23 protein-coding genes are annotated in these 24744 nt (G+C 44.9%); 11 read left to right on the forward strand and 12 right to left on the reverse strand.

Annotated features, from left to right (window positions below; genetic code table 11):
* Nucleotides 1-14: 14 nt before the first annotated feature.
* From prmC to ENLAB_RS06640, 6 genes are all read right to left on the reverse strand, one after another.
* Nucleotides 15-872, reverse strand: coding sequence for a peptide chain release factor N(5)-glutamine methyltransferase (gene prmC, locus ENLAB_RS06615; RefSeq protein ID WP_244353158.1), 858 nt, complete (start codon nucleotides 870-872; stop codon nucleotides 15-17).
* Nucleotides 865-1938 carry a peptide chain release factor 1 gene (prfA, locus tag ENLAB_RS06620; RefSeq protein ID WP_005227884.1) on the reverse strand — a complete coding sequence of 358 codons (1074 nt, stop codon included), beginning with the start codon at nucleotides 1936-1938 and terminating at the stop codon, nucleotides 865-867. The genes prmC and prfA overlap by 8 nt, the downstream gene beginning before the upstream one ends.
* A gap of 3 nt (nucleotides 1939-1941) precedes the next feature.
* Entirely contained in the window at nucleotides 1942-2526 is a 585-nt protein-coding gene (locus ENLAB_RS06625) for a thymidine kinase (protein ID WP_005227882.1), read from the reverse strand.
* A 136-nt stretch (nucleotides 2527-2662) separates the two neighbouring features.
* The gene (locus ENLAB_RS06630; protein ID WP_244353161.1) at nucleotides 2663-3244 is read right to left on the reverse strand and encodes a GNAT family N-acetyltransferase; all 582 of its coding nucleotides are present in this window, start codon (nucleotides 3242-3244) and stop codon (nucleotides 2663-2665) included.
* A 65-nt stretch (nucleotides 3245-3309) separates the two neighbouring features.
* Entirely contained in the window at nucleotides 3310-3735 is a 426-nt protein-coding gene (locus tag ENLAB_RS06635; protein ID WP_244353163.1) for a GNAT family N-acetyltransferase, read from the reverse strand.
* A 2-nt stretch (nucleotides 3736-3737) separates the two neighbouring features.
* On the reverse strand, nucleotides 3738-4259 hold the full coding sequence (locus tag ENLAB_RS06640; RefSeq protein ID WP_244353165.1) for an AAA family ATPase: 522 nt from the start codon (nucleotides 4257-4259) through the stop codon (nucleotides 3738-3740).
* Between the two features lie 92 nt (nucleotides 4260-4351).
* Here ENLAB_RS06640 and msrA point away from each other — a divergent pair, with 92 nt between their 5' ends.
* Nucleotides 4352-4870 (forward strand): peptide-methionine (S)-S-oxide reductase MsrA, encoded by a 519-nt coding sequence (msrA, locus tag ENLAB_RS06645; protein ID WP_077452300.1) that lies wholly within the window; start codon nucleotides 4352-4354, stop codon nucleotides 4868-4870.
* Nucleotides 4871-5034: 164 nt separating this feature from the next.
* Nucleotides 5035-6099, forward strand: a complete 1065-nt coding sequence (locus tag ENLAB_RS06650) for an iron-containing alcohol dehydrogenase family protein (protein ID WP_244353167.1) — start codon at nucleotides 5035-5037, stop codon at nucleotides 6097-6099.
* Between the two features lie 150 nt (nucleotides 6100-6249).
* On the opposite strand, the gene ENLAB_RS06655 is transcribed toward ENLAB_RS06650, so the two are convergent.
* The gene (locus tag ENLAB_RS06655; RefSeq protein ID WP_369522129.1) at nucleotides 6250-7044 is read right to left on the reverse strand and encodes an HAD family hydrolase; all 795 of its coding nucleotides are present in this window, start codon (nucleotides 7042-7044) and stop codon (nucleotides 6250-6252) included.
* 194 nt (nucleotides 7045-7238) lie between these two features.
* Nucleotides 7239-8057 (reverse strand): Cof-type HAD-IIB family hydrolase, encoded by an 819-nt coding sequence (locus ENLAB_RS06660; RefSeq protein ID WP_244353171.1) that lies wholly within the window; start codon nucleotides 8055-8057, stop codon nucleotides 7239-7241.
* A gap of 64 nt (nucleotides 8058-8121) precedes the next feature.
* On the opposite strand from ENLAB_RS06660, the gene ENLAB_RS06665 reads away from it, so the two are divergent.
* The 7 genes from ENLAB_RS06665 to ENLAB_RS06695 all read left to right on the forward strand — a co-directional run bounded on the left by ENLAB_RS06665 (nucleotide 8122) and on the right by ENLAB_RS06695 (nucleotide 16266).
* Complete coding sequence (locus ENLAB_RS06665; RefSeq protein WP_077452304.1) at nucleotides 8122-9660, forward strand: TrkH family potassium uptake protein; 1539 nt, start codon at nucleotides 8122-8124, stop codon at nucleotides 9658-9660.
* Between the two features lie 197 nt (nucleotides 9661-9857).
* Nucleotides 9858-11207 carry a Mur ligase family protein gene (locus tag ENLAB_RS06670; protein WP_077452305.1) on the forward strand — a complete coding sequence of 450 codons (1350 nt, stop codon included), beginning with the start codon at nucleotides 9858-9860 and terminating at the stop codon, nucleotides 11205-11207.
* Nucleotides 11200-11871 carry a type 1 glutamine amidotransferase gene (locus ENLAB_RS06675; RefSeq protein ID WP_005233555.1) on the forward strand — a complete coding sequence of 224 codons (672 nt, stop codon included), beginning with the start codon at nucleotides 11200-11202 and terminating at the stop codon, nucleotides 11869-11871. The genes ENLAB_RS06670 and ENLAB_RS06675 overlap by 8 nt, the downstream gene beginning before the upstream one ends.
* A 187-nt stretch (nucleotides 11872-12058) precedes the next feature.
* Nucleotides 12059-13651 (forward strand): alpha-glucoside-specific PTS transporter subunit IIBC, encoded by a 1593-nt coding sequence (locus tag ENLAB_RS06680; RefSeq protein WP_244353173.1) that lies wholly within the window; start codon nucleotides 12059-12061, stop codon nucleotides 13649-13651.
* 13 nt (nucleotides 13652-13664) lie between these two features.
* On the forward strand, nucleotides 13665-14996 hold the full coding sequence (locus tag ENLAB_RS06685; RefSeq protein ID WP_008379332.1) for a 6-phospho-alpha-glucosidase: 1332 nt from the start codon (nucleotides 13665-13667) through the stop codon (nucleotides 14994-14996).
* A 63-nt stretch (nucleotides 14997-15059) separates the two neighbouring features.
* The gene (locus ENLAB_RS06690; protein WP_244353175.1) at nucleotides 15060-15833 is read left to right on the forward strand and encodes a MurR/RpiR family transcriptional regulator; all 774 of its coding nucleotides are present in this window, start codon (nucleotides 15060-15062) and stop codon (nucleotides 15831-15833) included.
* Nucleotides 15826-16266: a hypothetical protein gene (locus tag ENLAB_RS06695; protein ID WP_244353177.1), complete on the forward strand. Its 441-nt coding sequence runs from the start codon at nucleotides 15826-15828 to the stop codon at nucleotides 16264-16266. The genes ENLAB_RS06690 and ENLAB_RS06695 overlap by 8 nt, the downstream gene beginning before the upstream one ends.
* 55 nt (nucleotides 16267-16321) lie before the next feature.
* On the opposite strand, the gene ENLAB_RS06700 is transcribed toward ENLAB_RS06695, so the two are convergent.
* Both ENLAB_RS06700 and ENLAB_RS06705 read right to left on the reverse strand, forming a co-directional pair.
* Nucleotides 16322-17152 (reverse strand): endonuclease/exonuclease/phosphatase family protein, encoded by an 831-nt coding sequence (locus tag ENLAB_RS06700; protein WP_244353178.1) that lies wholly within the window; start codon nucleotides 17150-17152, stop codon nucleotides 16322-16324.
* A 93-nt stretch (nucleotides 17153-17245) separates the two neighbouring features.
* Nucleotides 17246-19420: a PTS transporter subunit IIBC gene (locus ENLAB_RS06705; protein ID WP_244353179.1), complete on the reverse strand. Its 2175-nt coding sequence runs from the start codon at nucleotides 19418-19420 to the stop codon at nucleotides 17246-17248.
* A gap of 251 nt (nucleotides 19421-19671) precedes the next feature.
* On the opposite strand from ENLAB_RS06705, the gene ENLAB_RS06710 reads away from it, so the two are divergent.
* The gene (locus tag ENLAB_RS06710; protein ID WP_244353180.1) at nucleotides 19672-21936 is read left to right on the forward strand and encodes a glycoside hydrolase family 65 protein; all 2265 of its coding nucleotides are present in this window, start codon (nucleotides 19672-19674) and stop codon (nucleotides 21934-21936) included.
* Nucleotides 21937-22043: 107 nt separating this feature from the next.
* A complete protein-coding gene (locus ENLAB_RS06715; RefSeq protein ID WP_244353182.1) occupies nucleotides 22044-23063 on the forward strand; it encodes a LacI family DNA-binding transcriptional regulator in 1020 nt (339 codons plus the stop codon).
* 77 nt (nucleotides 23064-23140) lie between these two features.
* On the opposite strand, the gene ENLAB_RS06720 is transcribed toward ENLAB_RS06715, so the two are convergent.
* Nucleotides 23141-24106 carry a ribose-phosphate diphosphokinase gene (locus ENLAB_RS06720; protein ID WP_005233536.1) on the reverse strand — a complete coding sequence of 322 codons (966 nt, stop codon included), beginning with the start codon at nucleotides 24104-24106 and terminating at the stop codon, nucleotides 23141-23143.
* A 71-nt stretch (nucleotides 24107-24177) separates the two neighbouring features.
* Nucleotides 24178-24717: a C39 family peptidase gene (locus ENLAB_RS06725; RefSeq protein ID WP_144771186.1), complete on the reverse strand. Its 540-nt coding sequence runs from the start codon at nucleotides 24715-24717 to the stop codon at nucleotides 24178-24180.
* Nucleotides 24718-24744 lie beyond the last annotated feature (27 nt).

The raw sequence follows: 24744 nt of genomic DNA on the forward strand, positions 1-24744 counted from the left end.
TGTGTAAAAAAAATTTATTTATCCACATCTTGTGGATGACTGACGAACACCATCCGGTCTTGACCCGCAAGATCTTTTACTACGGTGACTTCTTTGTTGGGAAAAGCGGCTGCAAACAGTTGTTGAACGGCGGGTCCTTGCTGAAAGCCGATTTCTAGCGCCATTTGCCCACTTGGCGCCAAACACTTCGGTGCTTGCTGTGCTAATTGCTTATAGATCGCTAACCCTTGTTCTTGAGCAAAAAGCGCCATTTTAGGCTCTTTTTCCCGTACGCTGATATCCATCAGTGGCCACTCTTCAGCACTGATATACGGCGGGTTGGAAACGATCAGATCCCATTGCTGATCTGCCACAGGTTCTAAAGTATCTCCTTGGAAAAAGCGGATCTCTGCGCCTAAGGCTGTCGCATTTTCTTTAGCAACGGCTAATGCCTCTGCTGAAAGATCCACGGCACTTACGGCCCACTGGGGACGTGCCAATTTTAAGGCAATGGCGATCGCTCCAGTACCTGTGCCGATGTCTACGACTCGTAGTGGCTGATCTGCTGGTAATTTTGCCAAACACTTTTCCACCAGCTCTTCGGTTTCTGGACGCGGGATCAAGGTTGCAGGAGTCACTTTTAAGCGATGCCCATAAAATTCTTCATACCCCAGTAAATATTGCGGGGGTTCATGCTGTAGCAACTGTTCAAGATCTGCTGCGATCTGTGCCTCATCTTCCTTTAGGATGGGTTGGTCCATCTGCAGCAGCCAATCGAGTTGTTGCCAGTTTTTTCGCTGTAAAAACAGGTATTGGATCGCATACCCGTCCAGTCCTTTCGTTTCTAAAAAAGAAGAAGCCCGTGAAAGGACTTCTCGATAGGTTTTAGCCATTTTGCATCTCATCTAATTTTGATGTTTGATCGTAAACGATCAGTGCATCAACAATTTCATCGAGTTTTCCAGCTAAAATTTGATCCAATTTTTGAATAGTCAACCCGATACGATGATCTGTTACGCGGTTTTGTGGGAAGTTATAGGTCCGAATCCGTTCAGAACGATCGCCGGTACCCACTGCTGATTTACGGTTTGCATCGTATTCGCTTTGTGCTTCTTGCTGCATTTGGTCATAGACCCGTGCCCGCAAGACTTTCATCGCTTTCTCACGGTTTTTCAGCTGTGAACGCTCATCTTGCATCGCAACAGCGATCCCTGTTGGCAAGTGCGTCAAACGAACAGCAGAAGCTGTTTTGTTGACGTGCTGACCACCGGCACCAGAGGCATGGTAAATATCGGTCCGAATATCTTTGTCTGCGATATCGATTTCGACTTCTTCTGCTTCAGGCATAACCACGACCGTTGCCGTAGACGTATGGATTCGGCCTTGTGATTCGGTAGACGGTACCCTTTGTACTCGGTGGGCGCCGCTCTCATATTTCAATTTTGAAAAGACGTTGTCGCCAGTGATCATCATGATGACTTCTTTGTAGCCGCCGATCCCAGTGACGTTGGCATCCATGACTTCGACTTTCCAGCCTTGATTTTCCGCATATTTTTGATACATATTGAAAAGATCGCCAGCAAATAAGGCTGCTTCATCGCCGCCTGCTGCACCACGGATCTCCATGATGATGTTTTTGTCATCATTCGGATCTTTTGGCAATAACAAGATTTTGATGCGTTCTTCTAAAACATCTTTTTCTTTTTTCAAGTCAGAGAGTTCTTCTTTGGCCATCTCCGCCATTTCCGCATCAAGGTTTTCCCCAAGCATTTCTTCGGTATCCTTGATTCCTTCAACGACTTCTTTGTAACGGCGGTAGACTTCCACCGTTTCCCGTGTATTGGCTTCTTCTTTTGAAAGCTGCATGAAGCGTTTGGTGTCAGAGATCACGGCTGGATCACTTAGTAATTCGCCTAATTCTTCGTAACGGTCTTCGATTGCTTGTAACTGATCGTACATTGATTATTCTCCTTCTTTTTTCATTCCCGGGTGAAAGTAATGCTTGCGGCAAACTGGATAATACGCTTCATTGCCGCCGATTTGTACTTGATCGCCCTCGTAAACGGGTTTTCCGTCGATATAGTGCAAGTTCATGGTTGCTTTTTTATGACAGAACCAGCAGATGGTTTTCATCTCTTCGATTTTATCTGCGTAAAGCAGCAAGTATTTTGAGCCTTCAAATAATTCATTGCGGAAATCATTTTTCAAACCAAAGGCCATCACAGGGATACCTAACTCGTCCACGATTTTGGTGAAAGCCAGCACGTGATGCTTCTTTAGGAACTGTGCTTCATCGATTAAAATACAATAAGGTTTATAACCCAGGTCTTTGATCAAATGGAACAGATCCGTTTCATCAAAAATCGGGATCGCGTCTCGTTCTAAGCCGATGCGACTCGAAACATTTCCCACGCCACTTCTCGTGTCCAATCCGCTTGTCATGATCACGACTGGTTTGTCTTGTTCTTCATAGTTGTGAGCAACTTTCAGTATCTCGATCGTTTTCCCACTATTCATTGCGCCATATTTAAAAAAAAGCTGTGCCATCTCGCCCATCCTTCCTCATACTCCTTTGGTATTATACTTGAAAAAGGAGAATTTTTACAGACTTAAATTCGACACATGCCGCCTTTTACGCAAGAGTTTTACGAAAAGTTAACGGATTTTTTTCCGCCAGCATCTCTTACTCGTTTCTGGCTTTTTGGGCCACTTCTGCCAATACCTGACAAGCCAGTGGATATTCTGGATTTTCAGCCCCATTGATATCTGTTGCAATGATCGCAAATCCAAGCTGCTGATAGAGCTTGATTGCTGCGTGGCTCCAGGTTTGCGTATGAAGGTACATTGGTTCGTTGGCTGCCTCCAAGACAGCAACGACTTGCGTGACCAAGCCGTGAGCGATCCCTTGACGCTGGGCTTGCGGCATTACTGCTACCCAATGGACTAGTGGAACCAGTGTGCCGTCTTGCTTGGCTTTTTTCCAAGCGGTAGCCGTACCGACCGGTGTACCTGATTGATCAAGGGCAAAAAACATTCGCTGTCCTAGCTGTGCTTGCTCGGGCATAAATTCCCTTTCAAAATATGCCAATGCCTCGGCCTCATTGTCAAACTCTCCGACGGATGTTTCGATCCGTGCCCAGTGCCTTTCGTCTCCTGCTTGGTAGCTGCGTAGCGAATAGTTATCGGATTGAAGGGGCTGGATCGGTGTGTTTTTGTGCGCTCGCTTCATCCAGATTTCTGCATATGGAATTGATTTATCTAACATTGGTTGTGCCTCTCTCTCATTGGTTTTTTCCTTGTTCAAAGGTTTATTTGAGAATCAATTTGGAATCAATCATGTAATTTCTTTACTAGAAAAATTTCTGTTAGCTGATTTTGCGTATGGGCGATTCTCCCAATTTCGTCATAACCCATTCGCTGATAAAAATCTGGCGCTTGAAAATCAAAGGTCGCCGTCTGACAGTTTTCACAGCCAAATGCTTTCAACTGCTGTTCAAGATCCGTAAGAATCTGCTTGCCATACCCTTTTCCCCGCTCGGATGCTTTGACCCACAGGGTGTCAAGATAGCCGATATGATACATTGAGGCGTAGGCAATGCCACCAGCAATCACCACACCCTCTTTTTTGATTACACTGCTAAAGTTCTGATAGGTATCTGTTTGTGTAAATGGTTTTTGGTGCTTTGTGTAAGCTGTTAATGCTGTTTCTAACGCAGCCAATTCTTGGTCTGTTCCTTGTTCAATGATTCGCGTCATATTCAATCACTCCTTCTTGTTTCTTGATGATCTGCGATGATCTGATCGACCGTTTCTGCTATCGTTAGGCCTTCTTTGATCAGTCTTTCCTCTGAAGATCCTTTTGGGAAAAGCAAGTCACGCTCAAGCCACCATTTACGCATCGTTTCCTCGGAAAAATAGTCTCGCTGCATTCGGGTCTGATGTCTTTTGACCGTTTCCTCAAAAGAAAGATCAAAATAATAAACTAGCTTTTTTTTGGGAAAGAGTTTCATTAGAAAGTCGAGAAAGTCTTGGTATTTTTCACGAGAATAAATTCCTTCAACAAGTACCACCGGCACTTTCCCCTTCGCATATAGGACAGCTTCTTTCATCAAACCGCTGGCTAAATTATTAGGGGTATCTTTGACACAAAAAATTTCTCGCCGAAAAACATCTTGTGAAATCAGCACTGCCTCTTCCCCAAAAACGTGCTGAACAGCTTTGGCAATAGTGGTTTTGCCGCTGCCAGAATTACCTCGAAGTAAAATCAAAATACTTTCCATGCAAACTTCCTTTCTTCATTGCCCTGTTTTCTAAGCATATCTCTTGTTTTCCTCTACTAGAAGCATACCATAGAAGCAAAGGAGGAATACCTATGAAAGATACGGCAATTTTTGCTGGCGGTTGTTTTTGGTGCATGGTGAAGCCTTTTGATTCGCTGCCAGGCATCCTCAAAGTGGTTTCTGGCTTTACTGGTGGCCATGTGCCTAACCCAACCTACCAACAAGTAACGACAGGTACCACCGGTCACACCGAAGCAGTTGAGATCACCTTTGATCCTGAAGTCATCTCTTATGAAGAATTGGTTGCCATCTATTGGCAACAGACAGACCCCACAGATGCGTTTGGTCAGTTTGCCGACCGTGGTGATTCCTATCGTCCAGTGATTTTTTACAATAGTGAAGAACAAAAAGCGATTGCGGAAAAATCAAAGGCGCAGTTGCAAGCTAGTGGCCGCTTTGACCGTCCGATCGTAACGAAGATCGAACCAGCAGAACCTTTTTATCCTGCAGAAGACTATCATCAAGATTTTTACAAAAAAAATGCAGCCCATTACAATGCTTATAGCGAAGGCTCCGGTCGAGCCGGCTTTATTCGCCAAAACTGGGCTTAACTTTTTGGGGAACGTTCATTACAATTCATCACTAACAGCCGATCTGCCTCGTCAGCAGATCGGCTGTTTTCTGTTTTTTTTTGCCAAAAGGAAATTGACAGTCAGGGCATTTTCGCGATACACTGATTAGAAAATTCTGACGATTATAAAGGAGTGTTTGTTTGATGTTAGCCAATGAAGTCCGTCCAGGTCCAAACCGTTATATTACGGGCGATGGGGTCTTAACTGATTTGCCGGAGTATTTACGAGAGTTCCAAGAGGTAGCAGTAATTACTGGGGAGCAGTCATTCGATGTGTTTTCGAACTATTACCCTCATTCATTCGACTACCCGATCTACCGTTACGATGGATCATCGAGTTATGAAAATGCGCAAATCTTAGCTGAAGCGATCCAGCAAGCAGATGCCGTGGTGGCAATCGGCGGCGGCAAGGTCGCTGATACAGCAAAAATCACCGCCCAAACCCTTGGCGCAGAGCTGATCGTGATCCCTACATTGGTTTCCAACTGTGCGCCCTTTACCCCGGTGATCGTCGCCTATTACCCCGATCATACGATTTGTAAAATCGACTATGCCAAAAAAGGTGCCTACATGACGATCGTCGACACCCGTTTTTTACTAGCCACACCTGTTGATTACTTTATCGCAGGGATCGCTGATACGTTAGCCAAATATTATGAAATGGAAGCCATCGTCCGCAACATGGCAGAAGACGACAAGACTGCCTTAGTACGGCTAGGTTTCCAAAGCGCTCTTTTGATCAAAAACTTGCTGATTGCCGATGCGATCCAAGCCGTCAAAGACCTAGAAGCTGGGCAGCTGACACCCGCCTTTGCCCGCATCACCGACGCGATCATTGCTTTGGCAGGCGAAGTTGGCGGTTTTGCAGTAGAGTTTGGCCGCACGTCCGGTGCGCATGCGCTGCATGACGGCTTGTCTTATTTGAATGAGACCCATAGTGTCTTGCACGGCAACAAAGTCGCCTACTGCATTTGGGTCCAGCTTGCCTATACCAATGATTTTGATGTGATTGAAGAATTACGGCCATTTTACGAAGCTTTGCACTTGCCAATGAAGCTGAAGGATCTCCACGTGACGCGCCTTGATCGGGATTACTTCGCCTCGGTTCTGACCTATGCTGTCAAAGAAGAAGAAACCTTTGTTTTGATCGATCCTGCGATCACACCCGAAAAAGTCTATCAGGCGATCGAAGCAGTAGAGGCGCTGTAAGCCGTACACATTGCTAAACAACTTTATATCAAAAAAACTGTTTCCCTAATGCATTTCGGAAACAGTTTTTTTATTTGATGAAACAGACACCCAGTAGCGATCCTGGCGGCGCATGTTCTTAGCGGGCAACAGCAACTGGCGCATTGCCCATCACTGCACGACTTCACCCAATAGCCCATTTTCTAAGCAGTAATGATAAATGCCTTCCTCGGCTACGTGACCGATCACTTCGTCGGCGATTGCTTTTAACTCGTCCGAAGCATTGGCCATTGCGAGACCCCAGCCGACTGCCTCTAGCATCTCAATGTCATTGTTGCAATCGCCAAAGGCAATGGCTTCGGATTTATCCAAGCCATAGTAAGCCAGCATTTTGGCAATGCCGCTTCCTTTTCCGCTGCTGACTGGAATAATATCGACTGCCCGATCCCACCAGGCGGTGATTTTCGCCTCTGTAGTATTTGCCATCACTTTGGCGTAGTCTTCTTTCCCTGAACCTAACATCACTTGGAAAATGTCTTGCTGTTGGATCAACTCATCAAAATCTTCTGCCACGATCACTTCTTGGTGAGCAAAGGAAAAATACTCAACTAAATCAGCATCTTTACCATTGGCAACCGTTCGATCCTTCGTTGCAATCGCTACTGGACGCTTGAGCGCCGTGGCATTTTCTATGATTTGCTGAACATCTTTTTTAGGAATGGGGTTTTGGTGGATCCCCTCGGCTTGATTGAAACAATACGATCCGTTAAAGGTCAAAAACGCATCGAAGGTCACGCCTTCAAATTGCGGCAACGCGATGGGACTTCTGCCAGTCGCAATGCACAACAGGATCCCTTGCTTCTTCAAGGCTTTTAATGTGGCTAACATTCTTTCAGAGATTTGCTTTTTGCTCATATCGATCAGTGTGCCATCAACATCGAAAAAAATAATTTTTACGTCTTTCATGATACTCCCCATTTCCGTCTCGATTTCCAAAAAAATTTATGCGCTTTTTTGTCCGCTTTCTCGCTATTGTTCCGTGCGGATCGTCGCTGCTATCTTTTTCTTCTTTTATCTTCTCATAAATTGCTAGCGTTTTCTTCTGAAATCGTGAAAATTGATCGGAATACTTACTTTTTTTTAAGAATCTTAAAGAACGCCTAGACTATCGGAAACAGCTGTTCCAATGTGACTAATACTCCATCCTCATCATTTGACGGACAGACAGCGGTGGCAACGGCTTTGACGTTTTCTGGCGCATTGTCCATCGCATAGCCTCTCTGGCAATAGGCTAACATTTCCAAATCATTGCCGCCATCGCCAAAAGCGACACATTGCTCAGGAGTGATCCCCCATCGCTCGACCAAGCGTGCCAATCCTGATGCTTTGTGGCAGTTAGGCACGATCAGATCCACGGAACCATGCCCACTGCCTGTTGGTACTAGCAAACCGGCTAGTTCTTTTTGAAACAGTTCCGAATAATAGGCCGTTTTTTCGACAGGAACAGTTGGGGCAAATTTCAAGATCGTGTCCTCTACTTGGGCAAAATCATCGACCCATTGCAATTTGTGGTAATACTTATTTGTTAATTCAAAAAAAGCATCACTGACCGTTCCCCGTTCACAATAAGCACTATTGAGCCCACACATCACATTTTTAACTTCGGGGTATTTTTTACACAAATCTAAGGTTGCTAGAACCGTTTCTCGGGGAATGTCCGCTGCAAAAAGCACTGTTTCTTTGTCTTTGACAAGTGCTCCGTTTTCTGCAACAAAACTCAGCTCGTGATCATAGCCGGGAAATTGAGCCCGCAACTGGTAATACTGATTGCCGCTGGCAACGACAAACTGACAGCCGACAGCTTTCATGCGGGCCAACACGGCCTTGAAGCGGGGAACATCATACGTATAATCCGTGCGCATAAAGGTTCCATCCATATCGACAGCTACTAACTTGATATCATAAGGGTTGGCATTCATCTACTTCTCTCCATTCTGACTTTCTTCATTAAAGAAAGCGTTTTTCTAACGTTATTATTTTAACATGTATATACAACTTCCGCATCCTTTTTCTTGCACAATTTCTGCTGCTCATAAATTCTATCCTGCTTTCTTTCAAATCTACTTGGTTCTTTGGTATACTGGGGATAGTTTATTTAGTGAGGGGTTTTTTGTAATGAACTTTACCCGCTTTGCTCGCTTGACACAGCGCAGGAGCAAAACATTTATTTCCCAGAATGTGTCTTCGATCCAAGTGATCGTTTTTTATTATATCGTGATGACGGTGGTCTCTTTGGGGCTTTTTTCACTCCCCTTCTTTCGGGAACCCGGCTCTCATGTCGCGTTTATCGATCTGTTCTTTATGGCGGTCAGCACGGTCAGTGTCACAGGGTTGACTACCTTCCCAATCAATGACGTATTTAACGACCGCGGGGTCATTTTATTGGAAGTCCTCTTTCAAGTCGGTGGTTTAGGGATCATGATGATCTCGACCTTTTTTGCGATCGTTTCACGGCGCAAAATCAGTTTAAAGCAGCGCCAGTTGATCATGACGGATATGAACCAGCCGAAGCTTAGCGGGATCGTTCGGATGATTCGAACGACGTTTACCATCATTTTAGTTTGTCAGTTGGTAGCAGGCACGATCTTCGCTGTTTATTTTCATCTTTACGGGTATTATGACAATTGGCGAGACGCGATCTTTTATGGGTTTTATCAAGCGATCTCTGCTGTGACCAACTCTGGCTTTGATGTGACGGGCAATTCCATCTTGCCGTTTTCCCATGATTATTTCTTCCTGACGTGTATCATGATTTTGATTTTTATCGGGGGGATCGGATTTCCAGTGATCATGGACTTTCGGGAATGGGTCCTTTTTAAAATGAAAAAACAACGCCGCCGCTTGCCGTTTCGCTTTTCTTTGTTCACAAAAATTGCTGTTTTGGCTTTCGTGATCCTCTTTGTCGGCGGCACATTGGCGATTTTTTTCCTTGAGAAAGATTATTTATTCAAAGATTACAGCTTTAGTGGTATGTGGATGAACAGCATGTTTTATTCTATGACAACGCGGAATGCTGGCTTGCAGATCCATGACTTAGGCAACTTCCAAACCACGACGTTGATCGTTTTCTCCTTGCTGATGTTTATTGGTTGTAGTCCCAGCTCTGTTGGTGGCGGGATTCGGACGACGACCATTGCCATCATTGGGCTGTACCTCTATGCCTTCTTAAAAAGTGAGGATAATATCAATATCTTTGGTCGCCGCATCGATCAAGATGACGTCCGCAAATCGGTGGTAGTCTTCATGCTTTCGATGGGCATGTGCTTCTTTTGTGTCTTATTCTTGACCGCCATCGAGGACATCCCTTTGATTGCCATCATTGTTGAAGTTTCCTCGGCCTTTGGAACCACAGGGCTTTCTTTAGGAATCACGGGCGATTTATCAACTATTGGCAAACTCGTGATTGCTCTTTTGATGTTTATTGGCCGTGTCGGTATGCTGTACACTTTGATGTTATTCGTACCAAAAGAAACACGTGACTTAGGTTACGAGTACCCAACGGAAAAAATCATTATCGGTTAAAGCACAGCAAACCTGACAGAAGGTTTGCTGTTTTGCTTTTCAAGCCTTTGATCAGCGCAAGTAAAAGAGCCATTTATCAGAATGGTCTTTGCAGAAATTTAAAGAATCGCAAAAGCAATTTAACCTTTTTCTTGGTATATGGTATGATAAATTGAATTTGCACAATGAAAGCATTCGCTCTAATGGAGGGTTACATTATGGGAATACGAAGTCATCTGGCTGTTTCAGTCGGTAAGACCTCTCAATGGGTATTAAAGAACTTTTTCAAAGGCGGCTCAAGCCTGCCTGGTAAATTAGCATTAAAAGTTGATCCACATATATTAGATCATTTGGCGAAAGATTACCAAGTCGTCGTGATCACAGGCACCAACGGCAAAACATTGACAACTGCCTTGACTGTCAATATTTTGCGCCAAGAATTTGATGAAGTATTGACGAACCCAACCGGCGCCAATATGGTCCAAGGGATCGTTTCAACCTTTCTATCGGCACGCCCTAAAAAAGGCAAAAAATTTGCGGTTTTAGAAATTGATGAAGCCAGTCTCAGCAAAGTAACGAAGTACATCAAACCGGAATTGTTCGTTTTCACCAATATTTTCCGTGATCAAATGGACCGTTATGGCGAGATTTATACGACCTATAAAATGATCGTTGAAGGTGCCGCAAACTCACCGGAAGCAACGATCCTCTGCAATGGGGATTCGCCACTGTTCAATTCGGTAGCAACTGTCAATCCGCGGAAATACTATGGATTTGATCATTTACCAGATGAAGAGCAGATGGCCCATTACAATACGGATGGCGTGTTGTGTCCTGAGTGTCATCACATTTTGCATTATAAAATGATCACCTATGCCAATCTTGGAAAATACTACTGCCCAAATTGCGGCTTCCATCGACCAGAATTGGATTATAAACTGACGGAAATGACCGCAATGGACAACACCTCTGCTGATTTTGTGATCGACGGAAATGACTATCGCATCGAAGTCGGCGGGATGTACAATGTCTACAATGCGCTGGCGGCAACTGCGGTTGCGGAATATTATGGCGTAGCACCTGCAAAAATCAAAGCTGGTTTGGCCTATGACGAAAAAGTCTTTGGTCGCCAGGAAGTGATCCGCATCGGGGACAAAGAATGTACGTTAGTCTTAGTTAAAAACCCTGTTGGTTTGAACCAAGTCATTGATATGATCGGCCTGTCACCCTATCCTTTCTCGCTAGTCAGCTTGTTGAATGCCAACTACGCAGATGGGATCGACGTCAGCTGGATTTGGGATGGCGACCATGAAGCGTTTGCCGATATGGGGATTCCTCAAGTGATCGCTGGTGGTGATCGTCACAAAGATATGGCGTTGCGGCTAAAAGTTGCGGGGATCCCTGAAGAGAAAATCATTGAAACCCCTGAACTTGATGACGTCATCAAGCAAATCGCAGACTTACCTACAGAAAAAGTCTATATTTTAGCGACTTACACTGCAGTCTTGCAGCTACGCAAAAAACTTGCGGAAAAAGGCTATATCAAAGGAGGAATGAGTCGTGACTAAGTATCAACTGAATGTTGCCCACTTGTATGGAAATCTTTTGAATACTTATGGCGACAACGGCAATCTCTTGATGCTGCGCTACGTGGCCGAAAAACTAGGCGTGACCTTCAACGCAGAAGTCGTCAGCATTCACGAGCCCTTCGATCCTGAAAAATATGATCTCGTCTTTTTCGGTGGGGGACAAGATTTTGAACAAGTGATCGTTTCACAAGATATCCAATCAAAAAAAGAAGCCTTGACCAGCTATATCGAAAATGACGGCGTCATGCTGGCGATCTGCGGCGGCTATCAATTGCTAGGTCATTACTACATCGGTGCCAACGGCGAGAAAATCAAGGGGATCGGTGCCTTGGATCATTACACCTTGAGCCAAGAAAACAACCGGTTCATCGGTGACATCGTGATCCACAATGAAGAATTCGATGAGACCTATTATGGCTTTGAAAACCATAATGGCCGTACTTTCTTAGGTAAAGGGGAAAAACCATTGGGGAAAGTCATCCAAGGACAAGGAAACAATGGTGAAGACCAAACCGAAGGCGTGGTTTACCGCAATGTGTTCGGCTCTTACTTCCACGGACCGCTTCTCGCAAGAAATGAGCATTTGGCAGAGCGCTTGATCCGCACCGCCCTTGCCAATCGTTATGGCAACGTCGAAATTTAAATACACGTATTTAGCAAACAAACCTGTTTTTCGCAGGTTTGTTTTTTTATGGGAAATTTCCCCGCAGTTGCCACCTTTTCTCTTTATTTGCTTCTACGTTCCTATGCTGCCTCGTTTCATTGTAACCGCTATCTTTCTTTTCTATACTGAGGTTGTAGTAAAAATTGAAAGGAGATGTTAAGAAATTATGATGGAAAAAGTTCAGCGGTTTGGCGGTGCGATGTTTACCCCGGTCCTCTTGTTTTCCTTTTCAGGGATCATGGTCGCGCTGTGTATTATCTTTAAAAATCCGATGCTTGTGGGGAGCATCGCCACTGAAGGCTCTACTTGGTACAACATTTGGACGATCATTGAAAACGGTGCGTGGACAGTCTTCAACCAAATGGAATTATTATTTGTCATTGGATTACCGATCGGTCTCGCAAAAAAAGCCAATGCGCGAGCGGCAATGGAAGCCTTTGTCGTCTATATTACTTGTAATTATTTTATTTCTGGCATGATCGAGTACTTTGGTAACTTCTTCGGTGTCAACTTTGCAGCTGATCCCGGCGGTGAGAGTGGCTTGAAAATGATCGCTGGCATCAAAACATTAGATACTGGTATTATCGGAGCAATTTTTATTTCGGCAATCGTCGTCTATCTTCACAACAAGTTTTTCGATATGAAGCTGCCTGATTTTCTCGGAATCTTCCAAGGCTCTTCCTTTGTCGTGATCCTCGGTTTCTTTTTAATGCTGCCAGTTGCTTTTTTGATCGCATTGATTTGGCCGAAAGTCCAAGCTGGCATTGGGTCCATGCAAGGGTTTCTAGCAAGTGCTGGGGTCTTTGGGGTCTGGCTCTATACTTTCTTAGAGCGAATATTGATTCCCACAGGTCTCCATCATTTCGTGTATACCCCCTTTGTTTTTGGTCCCGCTGTCGTCGAAGAAGGAATCTCCAAATACTGGATGGCACATTTACAAGAATTTGCCCAATCCACCAGACCATTGAAAGAGCTTTTCCCTGAAGGGGGCTTTGCTTTACATGGCAATTCTAAGATCTTTGCTGCACCAGGGATCGCTGCTGCTTTTTATTTCACAGCCAAGCCTGAGAACAAAAAGAAGGTCTTAGCGATTTTGATCCCTGCCACTTTAACTGCCGTTTTAGCTGGTATCACTGAGCCATTGGAATTCACCTTCCTCTTTATCTCACCACCCCTCTTTGCGGTGCACGCTGTTTTAGCAGCGACCATGGCGGCAACGATGTTTGCCTTCGGGGTCGTTGGTGATATGGGGGGCGGCTTGATTGATCTGTTGGCGAAGGTCTGGATTCCGCTATTTCAAAATCATCGCAGTATGATCTTCACGCAGCTGGTGATCGGGTTAGCCTTTACTGCCCTTTATTTCCTTGTTTTCCGCTTCTTGATCCTCAAATTTAAGTTAGCCACACCAGGACGGGAAGAAAACAATAGCGAAGTCAAACTGTACACCAAAAAAGATTACAAAGAAAAACAAGCCAACACTGGTACGCCAGTGATTGCTGGTGCCAATCGCTACACCGAACAAGCCGCAGTCTACTTAGAAGGGTTTGGCGGTCGCGATAATATCGATAAAGTCACTAATTGTGCCACTCGCCTAAGAATCACCGTTAAAGATCAAGACCAAGTGCTGCCAGATGACATCTTTAAAGGCGCTGGTGCCCATGGTGTTGTTCGCAACGGCAACGCCTTCCAAGTGATCGTTGGCCTGGATGTGCCACAAGTGAGAGAACAATTCGAAAAATTATTAGCTGTATCAGACTAAGGAGGAAACAAAAATGAAAAAATTTTCAATCGTGATCGCCGGAGGCGGCAGTACCTTTACCCCAGGAATCGTCTTGATGCTTTTGGAACACTTGGATCGTTTCCCGATTCGCCAAATCAAGTTTTACGACAATTTGGAAGAACGACAAGAAAAAGTTGCACAAGCTTGCGAGATTTTATTGAAAGAACGCGCACCAGAAATCAGCTTTTTAGCAACCACTGATCCCGAAACCGCATTTCAGGATGTCGATTTTGTGATGGCGCATATCCGAGTTGGCTTGTATGCGATGCGCGAAAAGGATGAAAAAATCCCTTTGAAATATGGTGTGGTCGGCCAAGAAACTTGTGGTCCTGGCGGGATCGCTTATGGGATGCGTTCTATCGGCGGTGTCTTGGAGTTAGTCGATTACATGGAAAAATATTCCCCTGATGCATGGATGTTGAATTATTCCAATCCTGCAGCGATCGTCGCAGAAGCGACTCGTAAATTACGCCCTGATGCTAAGATCATTAATATTTGTGATATGCCAGTGGGAATCGAAGAACGGATGGCGCAAGCGATCGGTTTAGCTTCTCGCAAAGAGTTGGTGGTTCGCTATTATGGCTTGAATCACTTTGGCTGGTGGACAGATATACGAGACAAAGCTGGCAATGATTTGCTGCCACAGATCCAGGCGCATGTGGCAAAATACGGCTATTCATTGCCAGAAGAAATCGAAGCGAGCCAACATGCTGATGCCAGCTGGATGCACACCTTTGCCAAAGCAAAAGAAGTGTACGAGGTTGATCCATCCACTTTGCCAAATACCTACTTGAAGTATTACTTTTTCCCTCAAGATGAAGTGGCGCACACCAACCCATCTTTTACACGGGCAAATGAAGTCATGGCTGGCCGCGAAAAACACGTCTTTGGTGAATGCCAACGCATCGTAGAAAATCAGACAGCGACTGACACCACGCTTGAAGTGGATGAACACGCCAGCTACATTGTTGACCTTGCACGAGCGATTGCTTATAACACGCAAGAACGGATGCTGTTGATCGTGCCTAACGAAGGAGCGATCGTCAACTTTGATGAGCAGGCAATGGTGGAAGTGCCTTGTATCGTCGGCAGTAACGGAGCAGAACCAATCACACAAGGCAAGATCCCTCGCTTCCAAAAAGGATTGATGGAGCAACAAGTCGCCGTAGAAAAATTAGTCGTGGAAGCTTGGGCAGAGGGTTCTTATCAGAAGCTGTGGCAAGCACTAATTCTTTCAAAAGTGGTCCCAAATGCCCGTGTAGCCAAAGAATTACTCGATGAATTGATTGAAGCAAATCAAGCCTTTTGGCCAGAATTACACTAGCCAGCGTTCTTCGCCTCCCCTCCTGGCTTTTCAGCTATACTTAATCCATAAGGAGGGGTTTTTGTGAAATTACAGTATTTGATTCAACAGCACCAATCAGAGTTAAGTGAACTTGATCGTGGCATTCTAAACTACATTCTTTCCAACGGCGACACCGTTCTATCTATGGGGATCGTCGAGCTATCCGAGCAGGTTCACGTCTCAAAGTCATCTATTTTACGGTTGACGAAAAAACTTGGTTTTTCTGGCTATTCCGAGTTCAAATATTTTTTACGGCATCAGCAAGAACAGATAACAACGATTTCGCAGCAAAAAACGATTTTTGAAAAACAACAAGAGGATATTTTCGCCACCCTCAACTATGTAAAAACGGTAGACTTAGCTGTCCTCAACCGCTTGTTTGACCGCAGCAAAACCATCTACTGCTACCCAACTGGGTTTTCCCAAAAGAAAGCACTGGAGGAGTTTTCCAAAATGATGCTTTCTATGGAAAAACGAGTGATCGTATTGCCGAACAAAACGGAATTTGATATGGTCATGCCGATGATCACTGCCGAAGATTGTGTGATCATCGCCTCACTCAGCGGCGAAACAGAAAACGTCAAAGAGAATCTGACGACTTTTGCGATTCGTCAGATTCCCGTTTTGACATTGAGTGCGCCAGGAGATAATTATTTTGCTCGCCATTCAACGTTTCACCTGACCTATTATTGCGATTTTTTTCAAATCGGTCGCAAGAAAATCCCTAGCCAGTCTTTGATCGGACTGAGCTGCTTGATTGATTATTTGATCCGTTCCTACGGACTATTCACTTTACAGGAGGGCAACCATGACTAAACGAAAATGGGCGTTTCCATTGATTTTACTGAGTTATTGGCTTTTGATCGCCGGTGCTTACTATCTTTATCTTTCCTTGACTGCCTTCAACCATGGAATGACCTTTGCCCAGTACCTCAACTCGCAACCGTTAGCCGCTTTAGGGGTCTTGTTAAGTAGTCTCCTTTTGCTGCAAGGGGCTTGCCTGTACTTTATTCAACGGTTTTCCATGAGTAAAAAAGGCCTTTTGGGACAGTATTTAATCCTGATCTTCTTCCAGCAATTACTGACAGCGAATGTCATCGGCGCAGGACTCGTCTTTTTTACAAGAAGAAGTCTTTCGAGTCAGGAGGAAAACGCAACTTGGGGCGAAAAGAGTTTTACCTATGGGGCATTAGCATTCATTCTTTTATTGAGTTTATTATTTTTCCTCCTTGTTCGATCAACGATTTAACTTCCCCAAAAAGAAAAGCAGTGCCGGTTGGCACTGCTTTTTGCTGTCGTTTCTGCTAGTTTGGCTCTGTTTTTGAAGCAAAAACCACTTTGATTCCAAAGTGATCGCTGACGATCGGAGTACGCGTTCCGTCAAAAACGACTTCATATTCCGTTGCTTGCAGGTCTTTGGATGTAAAAACATAATCGATTCGCAACGCTTCTCGATTATCTTGCCAACCATCAATGGCTTTAACGATAGAGGCTTCCCCGATCGTTTCAGCAGCCGTTAAAAAGCTGTCTTGCAGCTGTAAGGAGCTGTCAAGGACCAGTTGATGCCCAGAACTGGCGGCATCGTTGTTGAAATCCCCTAGGATCAATAAGGTATCAGCCCGTTCTGCTAAAAATGCTTCTGTCTGTTGCCACTCGTAGGCAAATTTACCGTCTTGCCACCAAGAAAAATGACAGCTAATGACTTGTACGATCTGTCCATCGGCTTCAGTCACGCCGCTCAGGTTTTTGCGTGTGGTATGATCCCAGACATCCGTGGCTTGTGAAGCAAGGTATTCTTTGGCAATGATGGGCTGTTTGGACAATAAGGCATTGCCTTCGTGGTAAATGTCATAGCCTACATGACTGTAAGTCCATGACCAATAGTAATCACAGTCTAACAGTTGCAGTTCTTCCACTAGGCGTAAAGCAAAATTGTCCTCCTTGATTTCCACCAGCGTATCTGTTGGGCAATAAAGCCCATCAGGAACGATGGCTTCAGCAGCGATCGTTTGGTTGACTTCTTGCAAGGCGATGATGTCATAGTCGCCTGTTGCAATCTCTTGTGCGATCATTTTGCATTTTTCTAGCTGATTTTCTTCTAACCAGCTATGGGTGTTCAATGTTAATACCTTCATGAATAAGGCTCCTTCTCTCGGTTTGCTTGTACGATTCCTTTTAAAAATAAAAGAGAGCGGGTCAACAAAAGAGTCGACCCGCTTGTCATTTTATTATAGTTTTACGATTCCAACAACTGCGGCTGCTTGTTGCTTGCCGATTTGGGTCAATTCAAAGGAATCGATTTGATCGCTGTTGGTCAACACTACAACGATGGTGGTGTCTTTGCCAGCAGCACTTACTGCAGCGAGATCCATCTCCGCTAACTTGTCACCCACCGCCACTTGTTGTCCTTCAGTGACAGCTACCGTAAAGGGTGCACCGTTTAAGTCAACGGTATCTAAGCCCATGTGAACCAATACTTCGATGCCTTCATCAGAAAGCAAGCCGATCGCATGTTTCGTTGGGAAGATATTGGTGACTTTCCCGCTGATTGGTGCGACAACTGTCGTCTGCTCTGGACGTATACCATAACCGTCACCCATCATTTTTTCCGCAAACACTTGGTCTTTGACAGAGGTGATCGGCATCACTTCTCCAGTGGCAACAGCAGCTAGTTCAGCTGTCACGCCTTGGCTTTGATGGGTAGTCGTTTCTACTGGTGCTTGACTAGCAGTCGGTTCGGGAATCGTGACACCAGAATCTAAGATATCTTGAATGTCTGATTTTAAGACATCTGCTTTCGGTCCATAGACTGCTTGCACGCCATTGTCTTTTACGATCAAGCCTAACGCCCCTGCGGCTTTCCACGCTTTTTCATCGCCGACCGCTTCTCGATTTTTCACAGAGACCCGTAAACGAGTCATACATGCATCAACGTCGGCGATATTTTCACGTCCACCTAATAAATGAATGATTTTCACGACTTGCGAATCTGGGTTCAAATGGCCATCCGCCGAAGCAGTTGCTGGCGCATCGCTGGCCCCTTCTGTTTCATAGTTGCCGTTTCTACCTGGTGTTGCAAAGTTGAATTTTTTGATCAAGAAGTTTGCCAAGAAATACATCCCGACACCAAAGACGATGGTCACTAACACAAAGTTGATCAAATCTTGTCCTAAGCCGGCATTGATCGCCATTGGGGTACGGGTCAACAACTCGATATTCCCAAAAGAATGAACCCGTAAGTTGACGATATCCGCCATCGCAAACGCCGCCCCTTGTACGACTGCATAAACGAGGTAAAGCGGTACGGCAGCAAACATAAACATGAACTCCAACGGTTCCGTTACCCCTGTCAAGAAGACAGCGATGGCAGCTGATAAATACATAGAGGTATATTTGTGCCGTTTGTCCGCATCGACATTGCGATACATGGCATAAGACAAGCCCATCAAGATCCCAGAGGAACCAATCATTTGTCCAACTTTAAAGCGGGCAGGAACAAAGTTTTCCAATAAAAATTGATATTGTGACGTATCGCCAGCATTGCGCATGTTCACTAGATCCGTTGCCCAAGCAAGCCATAAGGGGTCTTGTCCAAAGACTTGGGTGCCGGCTTGTGCTCCAGAAAGAATCGTGTAGGTTCCACCTAATTCGGTGTAATTGATCGGGATCGTCAACATGTGATGCAGCCCGAATGGTAAGAGCAGCCGCTCCAAGGTTCCAAACAAGAACGGTGCTAAAACGGGCGCACTTTCTTGTGATTGCGCGATCCATAAACCGAAGTTGTTGATGCCGGCTTGAATGTAAGGCCAAACGATCGATAATACTAATGCGACGACTACTGAACGGGCAATCACCACGAAAGGGACGAAGCGTTTGCCGTTAAAGAAGGAAAGCGCATCCGGTAATTTGCGGAAATTATAGTATTTGTTGTAAGCTGTTGCCCCCACAAAACCGGCGATGATCCCGACAAAGACACCCATGTTCAAAGCAGGTGCTTCTAATACACTAGTAAAGAAACCGTCGATCATGATCTTTGTCCCAAACAACGTATGGGTAAAGGCGCCTTCTTCGGTTAACATCGCGCTCGTCACGCCAAAGATCGAACCAGTGATCCGGTTGATCAAAATAAAGGCGATCCCGGCAGCAAATGCCCCACCAGCTCGCTCTTTAGCCCAACTACCACCAATAGCTAATGCAAATAATAAATGCAGGTTACCAATAATTGCCCAACCAATGTTTTCAATGACGCCTCCTGTGGTGATCAAGAATGCCCAGTCGGCATTGATCATTGGGATCGTTTTCCCAATACTGATCATCAAACCAGCGGCTGGCATAACAGCGACAACCACCATTAGCGCTTTTCCGAATTTTTGCCAAAATTCGAAGCTCAATAATTTTTTCATCTTCCTTCTTCCTTCCCTGAATCGATTTACGCAATCGGTTTCTTAATGATTTCATTCTAACGGAGAAAAAAGATTTTGTAAACCCAGAAATATCAAAAGGTATTCTATTCGCTTTTTCGCCTTTATCTAACTGAATCTTTCCTTCTTTATGTTTCCCAACAGGAAAATCTACAAACGCAACAACTTTCACTTGACGATGCAATCGTTTGCGCTTATGATAGAGATATCAAAAAGATTCTGGAGGGACTTTCATGAAAAAAATCCAACGATTGTTCGAGATCGATCCATGGAAAATCGCGACATCTACCTTAGATAAAGAAAATCGTCGACTGCAAGAGTCGCTAACAAGCATCGGGAATGGCTACATGGGAATGCGCGGCAACTTTGAGGAACAATATAGCGGCGACCATCACTTAGGTACTTATATCGCAGGTGTCTGGTACCCAGACAAAACCCGTGTTGGCTGGTGGAAAAACGGCTATCCTGATTATTTTGGCAAAGTGATCAACGCGGTCAACTTTATTGCGATGGACCTATTTGTCAACGACCAGTTAGTCGACTTAGCAAAAATCAGCCCAAGTGATTTCTATTTAGAACTAGACATGGAAACTGGGATTTTGCGCCGTAACTACACTGTGTCTTTGGCAGGTGCAACGGTTAAATTCTCTTTTGAACGCTTCTTGAGCATCGTAAAACGTGAACTTGCCCTCATTAAGATGGATGCTGAGATCATTGAAGGCGACGCTGAGATCAAAGTCGTTTCTAAACTAGATAACAACGTCCATAACGAAGACAGCAACTACGACGAACGTTTCTGGGAAGAATTAGATCATGGCCAAACCGAAACCTTCCATTACTTGACCACTCGGACTGTAGAAAATAATTTTGACATTGAACGCTTCACTGTCACTTCTGCTATGCGTCATAGCCAAACACCGATTGATTCCGTGAAAAGCGAACTTTGCGTCGCTGATACCTTTGCCTTTTCTGGGGCAGCCGGTGACACCTTCTCATTGATCAAAGAAGTCTTGATCGTTACGAGTCGTGATGTTCCCGCTCATGATCATCCAGCAAAAGTCACCGAATTAGGCACTTTATACAAAGCAGATTATGATGCGTTGCGTGCAGAACAAGTCGCTGCTTGGAAAGCCCGCTGGGATTTAGCCGATGTGATCATTGAAGGCGACGCTGCGGCGCAACAAGGGATTCGTTTCAACCTGTTCCAATTGTTCTCAACCTATTATGGTGAAGACGAGCGTCTGAACATTGGACCGAAAGGCTTTACTGGTGAAAAATATGGCGGTGCGACTTACTGGGATACCGAAGCCTATGCAGTCCCATTGTATTTGGCATTAGCAAAACCAGAAGTGACCCGCAACTTGTTGAAATACCGTCACAACCAATTGCCGCAAGCCCATATCAATGCGCAAAAACAAGGCTTAGCAGGTGCCCTTTACCCAATGGTGACCTTCACTGGGATCGAATGCCACAATGAGTGGGAGATCACTTTCGAAGAAATCCACCGAAATGGTGCCATCGCTTATGCCATCTACAACTATACGAATTATACTGGCGATACAAGTTACCTGAAAAAAGAAGGATTAGAAGTGTTAAGCGCGATCTCACGTTTCTGGGCAGATCGTGTCCACTATTCAAAACGCCAGCAAAAATACATGATCCATGGCGTTACAGGACCAAACGAATACGAAAACAATATCAATAACAACTGGTACACCAATAAAATGGCTACTTGGGTCTTAGCTTATACCTTAGCCAGCTATGAAGCCTTCAAAGACGAAGCGACTGTCACGATCTCAGACGAAGAACAAGCTAAATGGCAAGACATCATCGACAATATGTACTTCCCAGAAGACCAAGAGCTTGGTGTGTTCGTCCAGCATGATACCTTCTTAGACAAAGACTTGATGCCCGTTTCCGATCTTGATCCAAAACACTTGCCGTTAAACCAAAATTGGTCGTGGGATCATATCTTGCGCTCTTGCTTTATCAAGCAAGCCGATGTTTTGCAAGGGATCTACTTCTTCGGCGATCAATTCAGCAAAGAAGAAAAACAACGGAACTTTGATTTCTATGAGCCGATGACAGTGCATGAATCTTCCCTTTCCCCAAGTATTCATGCGATTTTGGCAGCGGAATTAGGTCTGGAAGAAAAAGCGTTGGAAATGTATGAGCGAACTGCTCGTCTTGATTTGGACAATTACAACAATGATACCGATGATGGCTTGCACATCACTTCTATGACCGGCAGCTGGTTAGCGATCGTTCAAGGTTTTGCTCAAATGAAAACCGATCACGACCACTTAGGGTTTGCGCCATTCTTACCTAAAACGTGGAGCCGCTATGCCTTCCACATCAACTATCGTGGACGTCTGCTCTTTGTTTCCGTCAATGAGTCGACGGTGACTTTGAAAAAAATCAGCGGTGAGGCATTGCCAATCAAGGTGTATGGCAAAGACTATGTTTTAGAAGACGAAATCAGTACAGCTATCAACTAAACAAGCCTTCTGAAAGAAGAAATGTCTGCATTTCTTCTTTCTTTTGATTGGCTCTACCCTTGTGCCGACACTTTGTGATACTATAAGCTAAAAAAGGAGGGAAATCAGTGAGCATTACGGTCAAAGATGTCGCCAAAAAGGCTGGCGTCGCTACATCCACGGTTTCTCGTGTCGTAAATGATCATCCCAGCATTTCTGAAGATACCAAGAAGAAAGTGCGCAAAGTAATGGCAGAAATGGGCTATGTCCCCAATCTTGCGGCTCGAAATCTCGGCAAACAGATATCCAGTGCCATCGGCGTGATCTTGCCGCCTCTTGATTCGAAAGAACGACTAGGAAACCCCTTTTATTTAGAAACGATCGAAGCCATCAATGAAGAGGCCCGCCATCATCAAATGACGGTTGCCGTTGCCTCCGCCCGTGACTTTGCTACATTACTAAAAAACGTGGAACGGATGCACCTGCAAAAACAAGTAGATGGCTTTATCTTGGTCTATTCCGATGAAAAAGACCCCATCATCGATTATCTGGTCGAAAAAGAAGTCCCCTTTACCTTGATTGGTCAACCATACAGCAATGAAGACAAAATCGTTTTTGTCGATAATGACAACCAGTTGTTAGGCAAGCAAGCAACCGAGCATCTGATCGCCCAAGGGCATACGAAGATATTATTTGCTACTAATACGACCCATGAAAATCTGTATTTCGAGCGTTTCTTCGGCTACCAAAAAGCCATGATGCTGGCAAATCTCCCCTTTTATCCAGCATTGACCTTTGAAAAAGCAGAAGATTACGTCACGTTTGAAGAAACGATCAAAGAATCCCAAGCATCGGCCATCGTCGTGATCGATGATCTGTTCGCTGTGCGGATCATTCAATTAGCGACGATGTATGGCTACAAAGTTCCCGACGATTTATCCATCATCAGTTTCAACAATTCGATCTTTGCTACTTTGACACATCCGTATTTGACTAGTATCGATATCAACGTGTTGTCCTTAGGAAAAATCGCTACCGAACGGCTGATGGCGCAATTGAATCATGAAGATTCAAACGGCGTACAGCTGGTCGTACCACATAAGCTGATCAAACGAGAAACAGTCTTGAACCGCAACCAGTTGAACTGATCCGCTGGGTCTGGTCCACTTCCCCCACACGCAAAAGCACCCGCTGTCCCTAAGGATAGCGGGTGCTTTTCATATTTTTATTTATACTCTTTGCTTTCCAGGCGGAACAATGGACTCATTGGTGTATTTTCGTGAATGCGGCGAACGGCTTCCCCCATCAATTCAGCACAAGAAATGTAGTGCAGTTTTTCTGGATGACGTTCTTCGCTGGTCCAACAAGAATCGGTGACACAAATCCTTTCAATCGCTGATTGATCCAAAATTTCTTTAGCTGGCGGCGAAAGTAAGGCGTGAGACACACAAGCATACACTTCGCTGGCACCAGCTTCCTTCAACAAGTCTGCCGCTTTTGCCAATGTATGGCCGGTATTTAAAATGTCATCAACTAAGATACATTTTTTCCCAACGACATCACCAATCACATAGCCGCCATCGGCTTCATCTTGATCGACGATCGCGATCGCTGTATCTAAGTATTCTGCCAAACTACGGGTCCGTTGGACACCGCTGTTTTTTGGTGAAACCACGACATAGTCGTCACCCGTCATTTTTTGTTCGCGATAATAATGGGCAAACAATGGAATCGTAAAGAGATTATCCACTGGGATGTCGAAAAAGCCTTGAACTTGGACGGCATGCAGATCAAGCGTCAAGATCCGAGAAGCTCCTGCTTCCACCAGCATATTGGCAATCAATTTTGCAGTGATCGGCTCATGCGGGTTGGCGGTTCGGTCTTGCCTTGCATATGCGTAATAAGGCAAAACGACATTGATGGTCTTCGCACTAGCCCGTTTCATGGCATCGATCATGATCAGCAACTCTAAATAATGATCATTGACGGGTTCATTCGTCGATTGAATGATATAAATATGGTCGCCCCGCACACTTTCTTCAATATTGATGGCAATCTCTCCATCACTAAACTGTGTCACTTTTGACTTCCCTAGTTCTGTACCGAAAACTTTCGCAATGTTTTCTGCTAATGGTAAATTTCCATTTAAACTAAAAATTTTCAACGAACTATCTTTATAACTTTCGCCCATGATTGCCTCCAATGAATGTGGTTGTTTTCTTCTATTCTAGCACAAAGTGACTGTTTTTTTAACCGTCTCGTTTAAGGAAGTGTGACGGTACCGTTTACCCAACTGGCGGGAATCACTTTTTTGTAGTTGCCCCAGTTGTCATGAACTTTAAAATAGCGTTCTCCGCTGGCGGTTTCAGCGTAGGCGTAAGCCACGACCCAATGATTGCCATATGTGCTGCCTAAAGGCTTCAAAATACCGATGATCACCGGTTTGCCTTCGTCGATTCGTTTGCACGCTCGATGCCAACCGCCAACAACGGTCGCACGTCCGCGGTAAGGCAATTGGAATTGATCGAAAAACCGAGTCAATCCATGACTGACTTGCCAAGCGATCGTCGGCAACCCATGAGGCTGAATCAGCACCCGCAGCATTTCCGTCACTACTGTCAGATCCCGCTGTTTTTTTCTGCGAAACGCTTTCGGGATGATCGTTTCATCGATGTAATCTTGATAGTAGGCCAAAAAGACGGCTGCCGCATAGGTGCCGCATAAATACCCTGAAGGAGTGACCCACTGTTTATACGGACGAAACCGCTCTTCGGCGATCCCTTTCCACTCTAGTTGTTCCATCTCGTTCACCTGCCTTTTTTCTTATTA

Origin of the sequence: Enterococcus innesii, from assembly GCF_022846515.1 — a bacterium.
GTDB lineage: Bacteria > Bacillota > Bacilli > Lactobacillales > Enterococcaceae > Enterococcus_D > Enterococcus_D innesii.

What these genes read in the sequence shown, in the direction of transcription:
- prmC (WP_244353158.1), bottom strand. Translation starts at nt 872, where the DNA reads ATGGCTAAAACCTATCGAGAAGTCCTTTCACGGGCTTCTTCTTTTTTA.
- prfA (WP_005227884.1), bottom strand. Translation starts at nt 1,938, where the DNA reads ATGTACGATCAGTTACAAGCAATCGAAGACCGTTACGAAGAATTAGGC.
- ENLAB_RS06625 (WP_005227882.1), bottom strand. Translation starts at nt 2,526, where the DNA reads ATGGCACAGCTTTTTTTTAAATATGGCGCAATGAATAGTGGGAAAACG.
- ENLAB_RS06630 (WP_244353161.1), bottom strand. Translation starts at nt 3,244, where the DNA reads ATGTTAGATAAATCAATTCCATATGCAGAAATCTGGATGAAGCGAGCG.
- ENLAB_RS06635 (WP_244353163.1), bottom strand. Translation starts at nt 3,735, where the DNA reads ATGACGCGAATCATTGAACAAGGAACAGACCAAGAATTGGCTGCGTTA.
- ENLAB_RS06640 (WP_244353165.1), bottom strand. Translation starts at nt 4,259, where the DNA reads ATGGAAAGTATTTTGATTTTACTTCGAGGTAATTCTGGCAGCGGCAAA.
- msrA (WP_077452300.1), top strand. Translation starts at nt 4,352, where the DNA reads ATGAAAGATACGGCAATTTTTGCTGGCGGTTGTTTTTGGTGCATGGTG.
- ENLAB_RS06650 (WP_244353167.1), top strand. Translation starts at nt 5,035, where the DNA reads ATGTTAGCCAATGAAGTCCGTCCAGGTCCAAACCGTTATATTACGGGC.
- ENLAB_RS06655 (WP_369522129.1), bottom strand. Translation starts at nt 7,044, where the DNA reads ATGAAAGACGTAAAAATTATTTTTTTCGATGTTGATGGCACACTGATC.
- ENLAB_RS06660 (WP_244353171.1), bottom strand. Translation starts at nt 8,057, where the DNA reads ATGAATGCCAACCCTTATGATATCAAGTTAGTAGCTGTCGATATGGAT.
- ENLAB_RS06665 (WP_077452304.1), top strand. Translation starts at nt 8,122, where the DNA reads ATGTATATACAACTTCCGCATCCTTTTTCTTGCACAATTTCTGCTGCT.
- ENLAB_RS06670 (WP_077452305.1), top strand. Translation starts at nt 9,858, where the DNA reads ATGGGAATACGAAGTCATCTGGCTGTTTCAGTCGGTAAGACCTCTCAA.
- ENLAB_RS06680 (WP_244353173.1), top strand. Translation starts at nt 12,059, where the DNA reads ATGATGGAAAAAGTTCAGCGGTTTGGCGGTGCGATGTTTACCCCGGTC.
- ENLAB_RS06685 (WP_008379332.1), top strand. Translation starts at nt 13,665, where the DNA reads ATGAAAAAATTTTCAATCGTGATCGCCGGAGGCGGCAGTACCTTTACC.
- ENLAB_RS06695 (WP_244353177.1), top strand. Translation starts at nt 15,826, where the DNA reads ATGACTAAACGAAAATGGGCGTTTCCATTGATTTTACTGAGTTATTGG.
- ENLAB_RS06700 (WP_244353178.1), bottom strand. Translation starts at nt 17,152, where the DNA reads ATGAAGGTATTAACATTGAACACCCATAGCTGGTTAGAAGAAAATCAG.
- ENLAB_RS06705 (WP_244353179.1), bottom strand. Translation starts at nt 19,420, where the DNA reads ATGAAAAAATTATTGAGCTTCGAATTTTGGCAAAAATTCGGAAAAGCG.
- ENLAB_RS06710 (WP_244353180.1), top strand. Translation starts at nt 19,672, where the DNA reads ATGAAAAAAATCCAACGATTGTTCGAGATCGATCCATGGAAAATCGCG.
- ENLAB_RS06720 (WP_005233536.1), bottom strand. Translation starts at nt 24,106, where the DNA reads ATGGGCGAAAGTTATAAAGATAGTTCGTTGAAAATTTTTAGTTTAAAT.
- ENLAB_RS06725 (WP_144771186.1), bottom strand. Translation starts at nt 24,717, where the DNA reads ATGGAACAACTAGAGTGGAAAGGGATCGCCGAAGAGCGGTTTCGTCCG.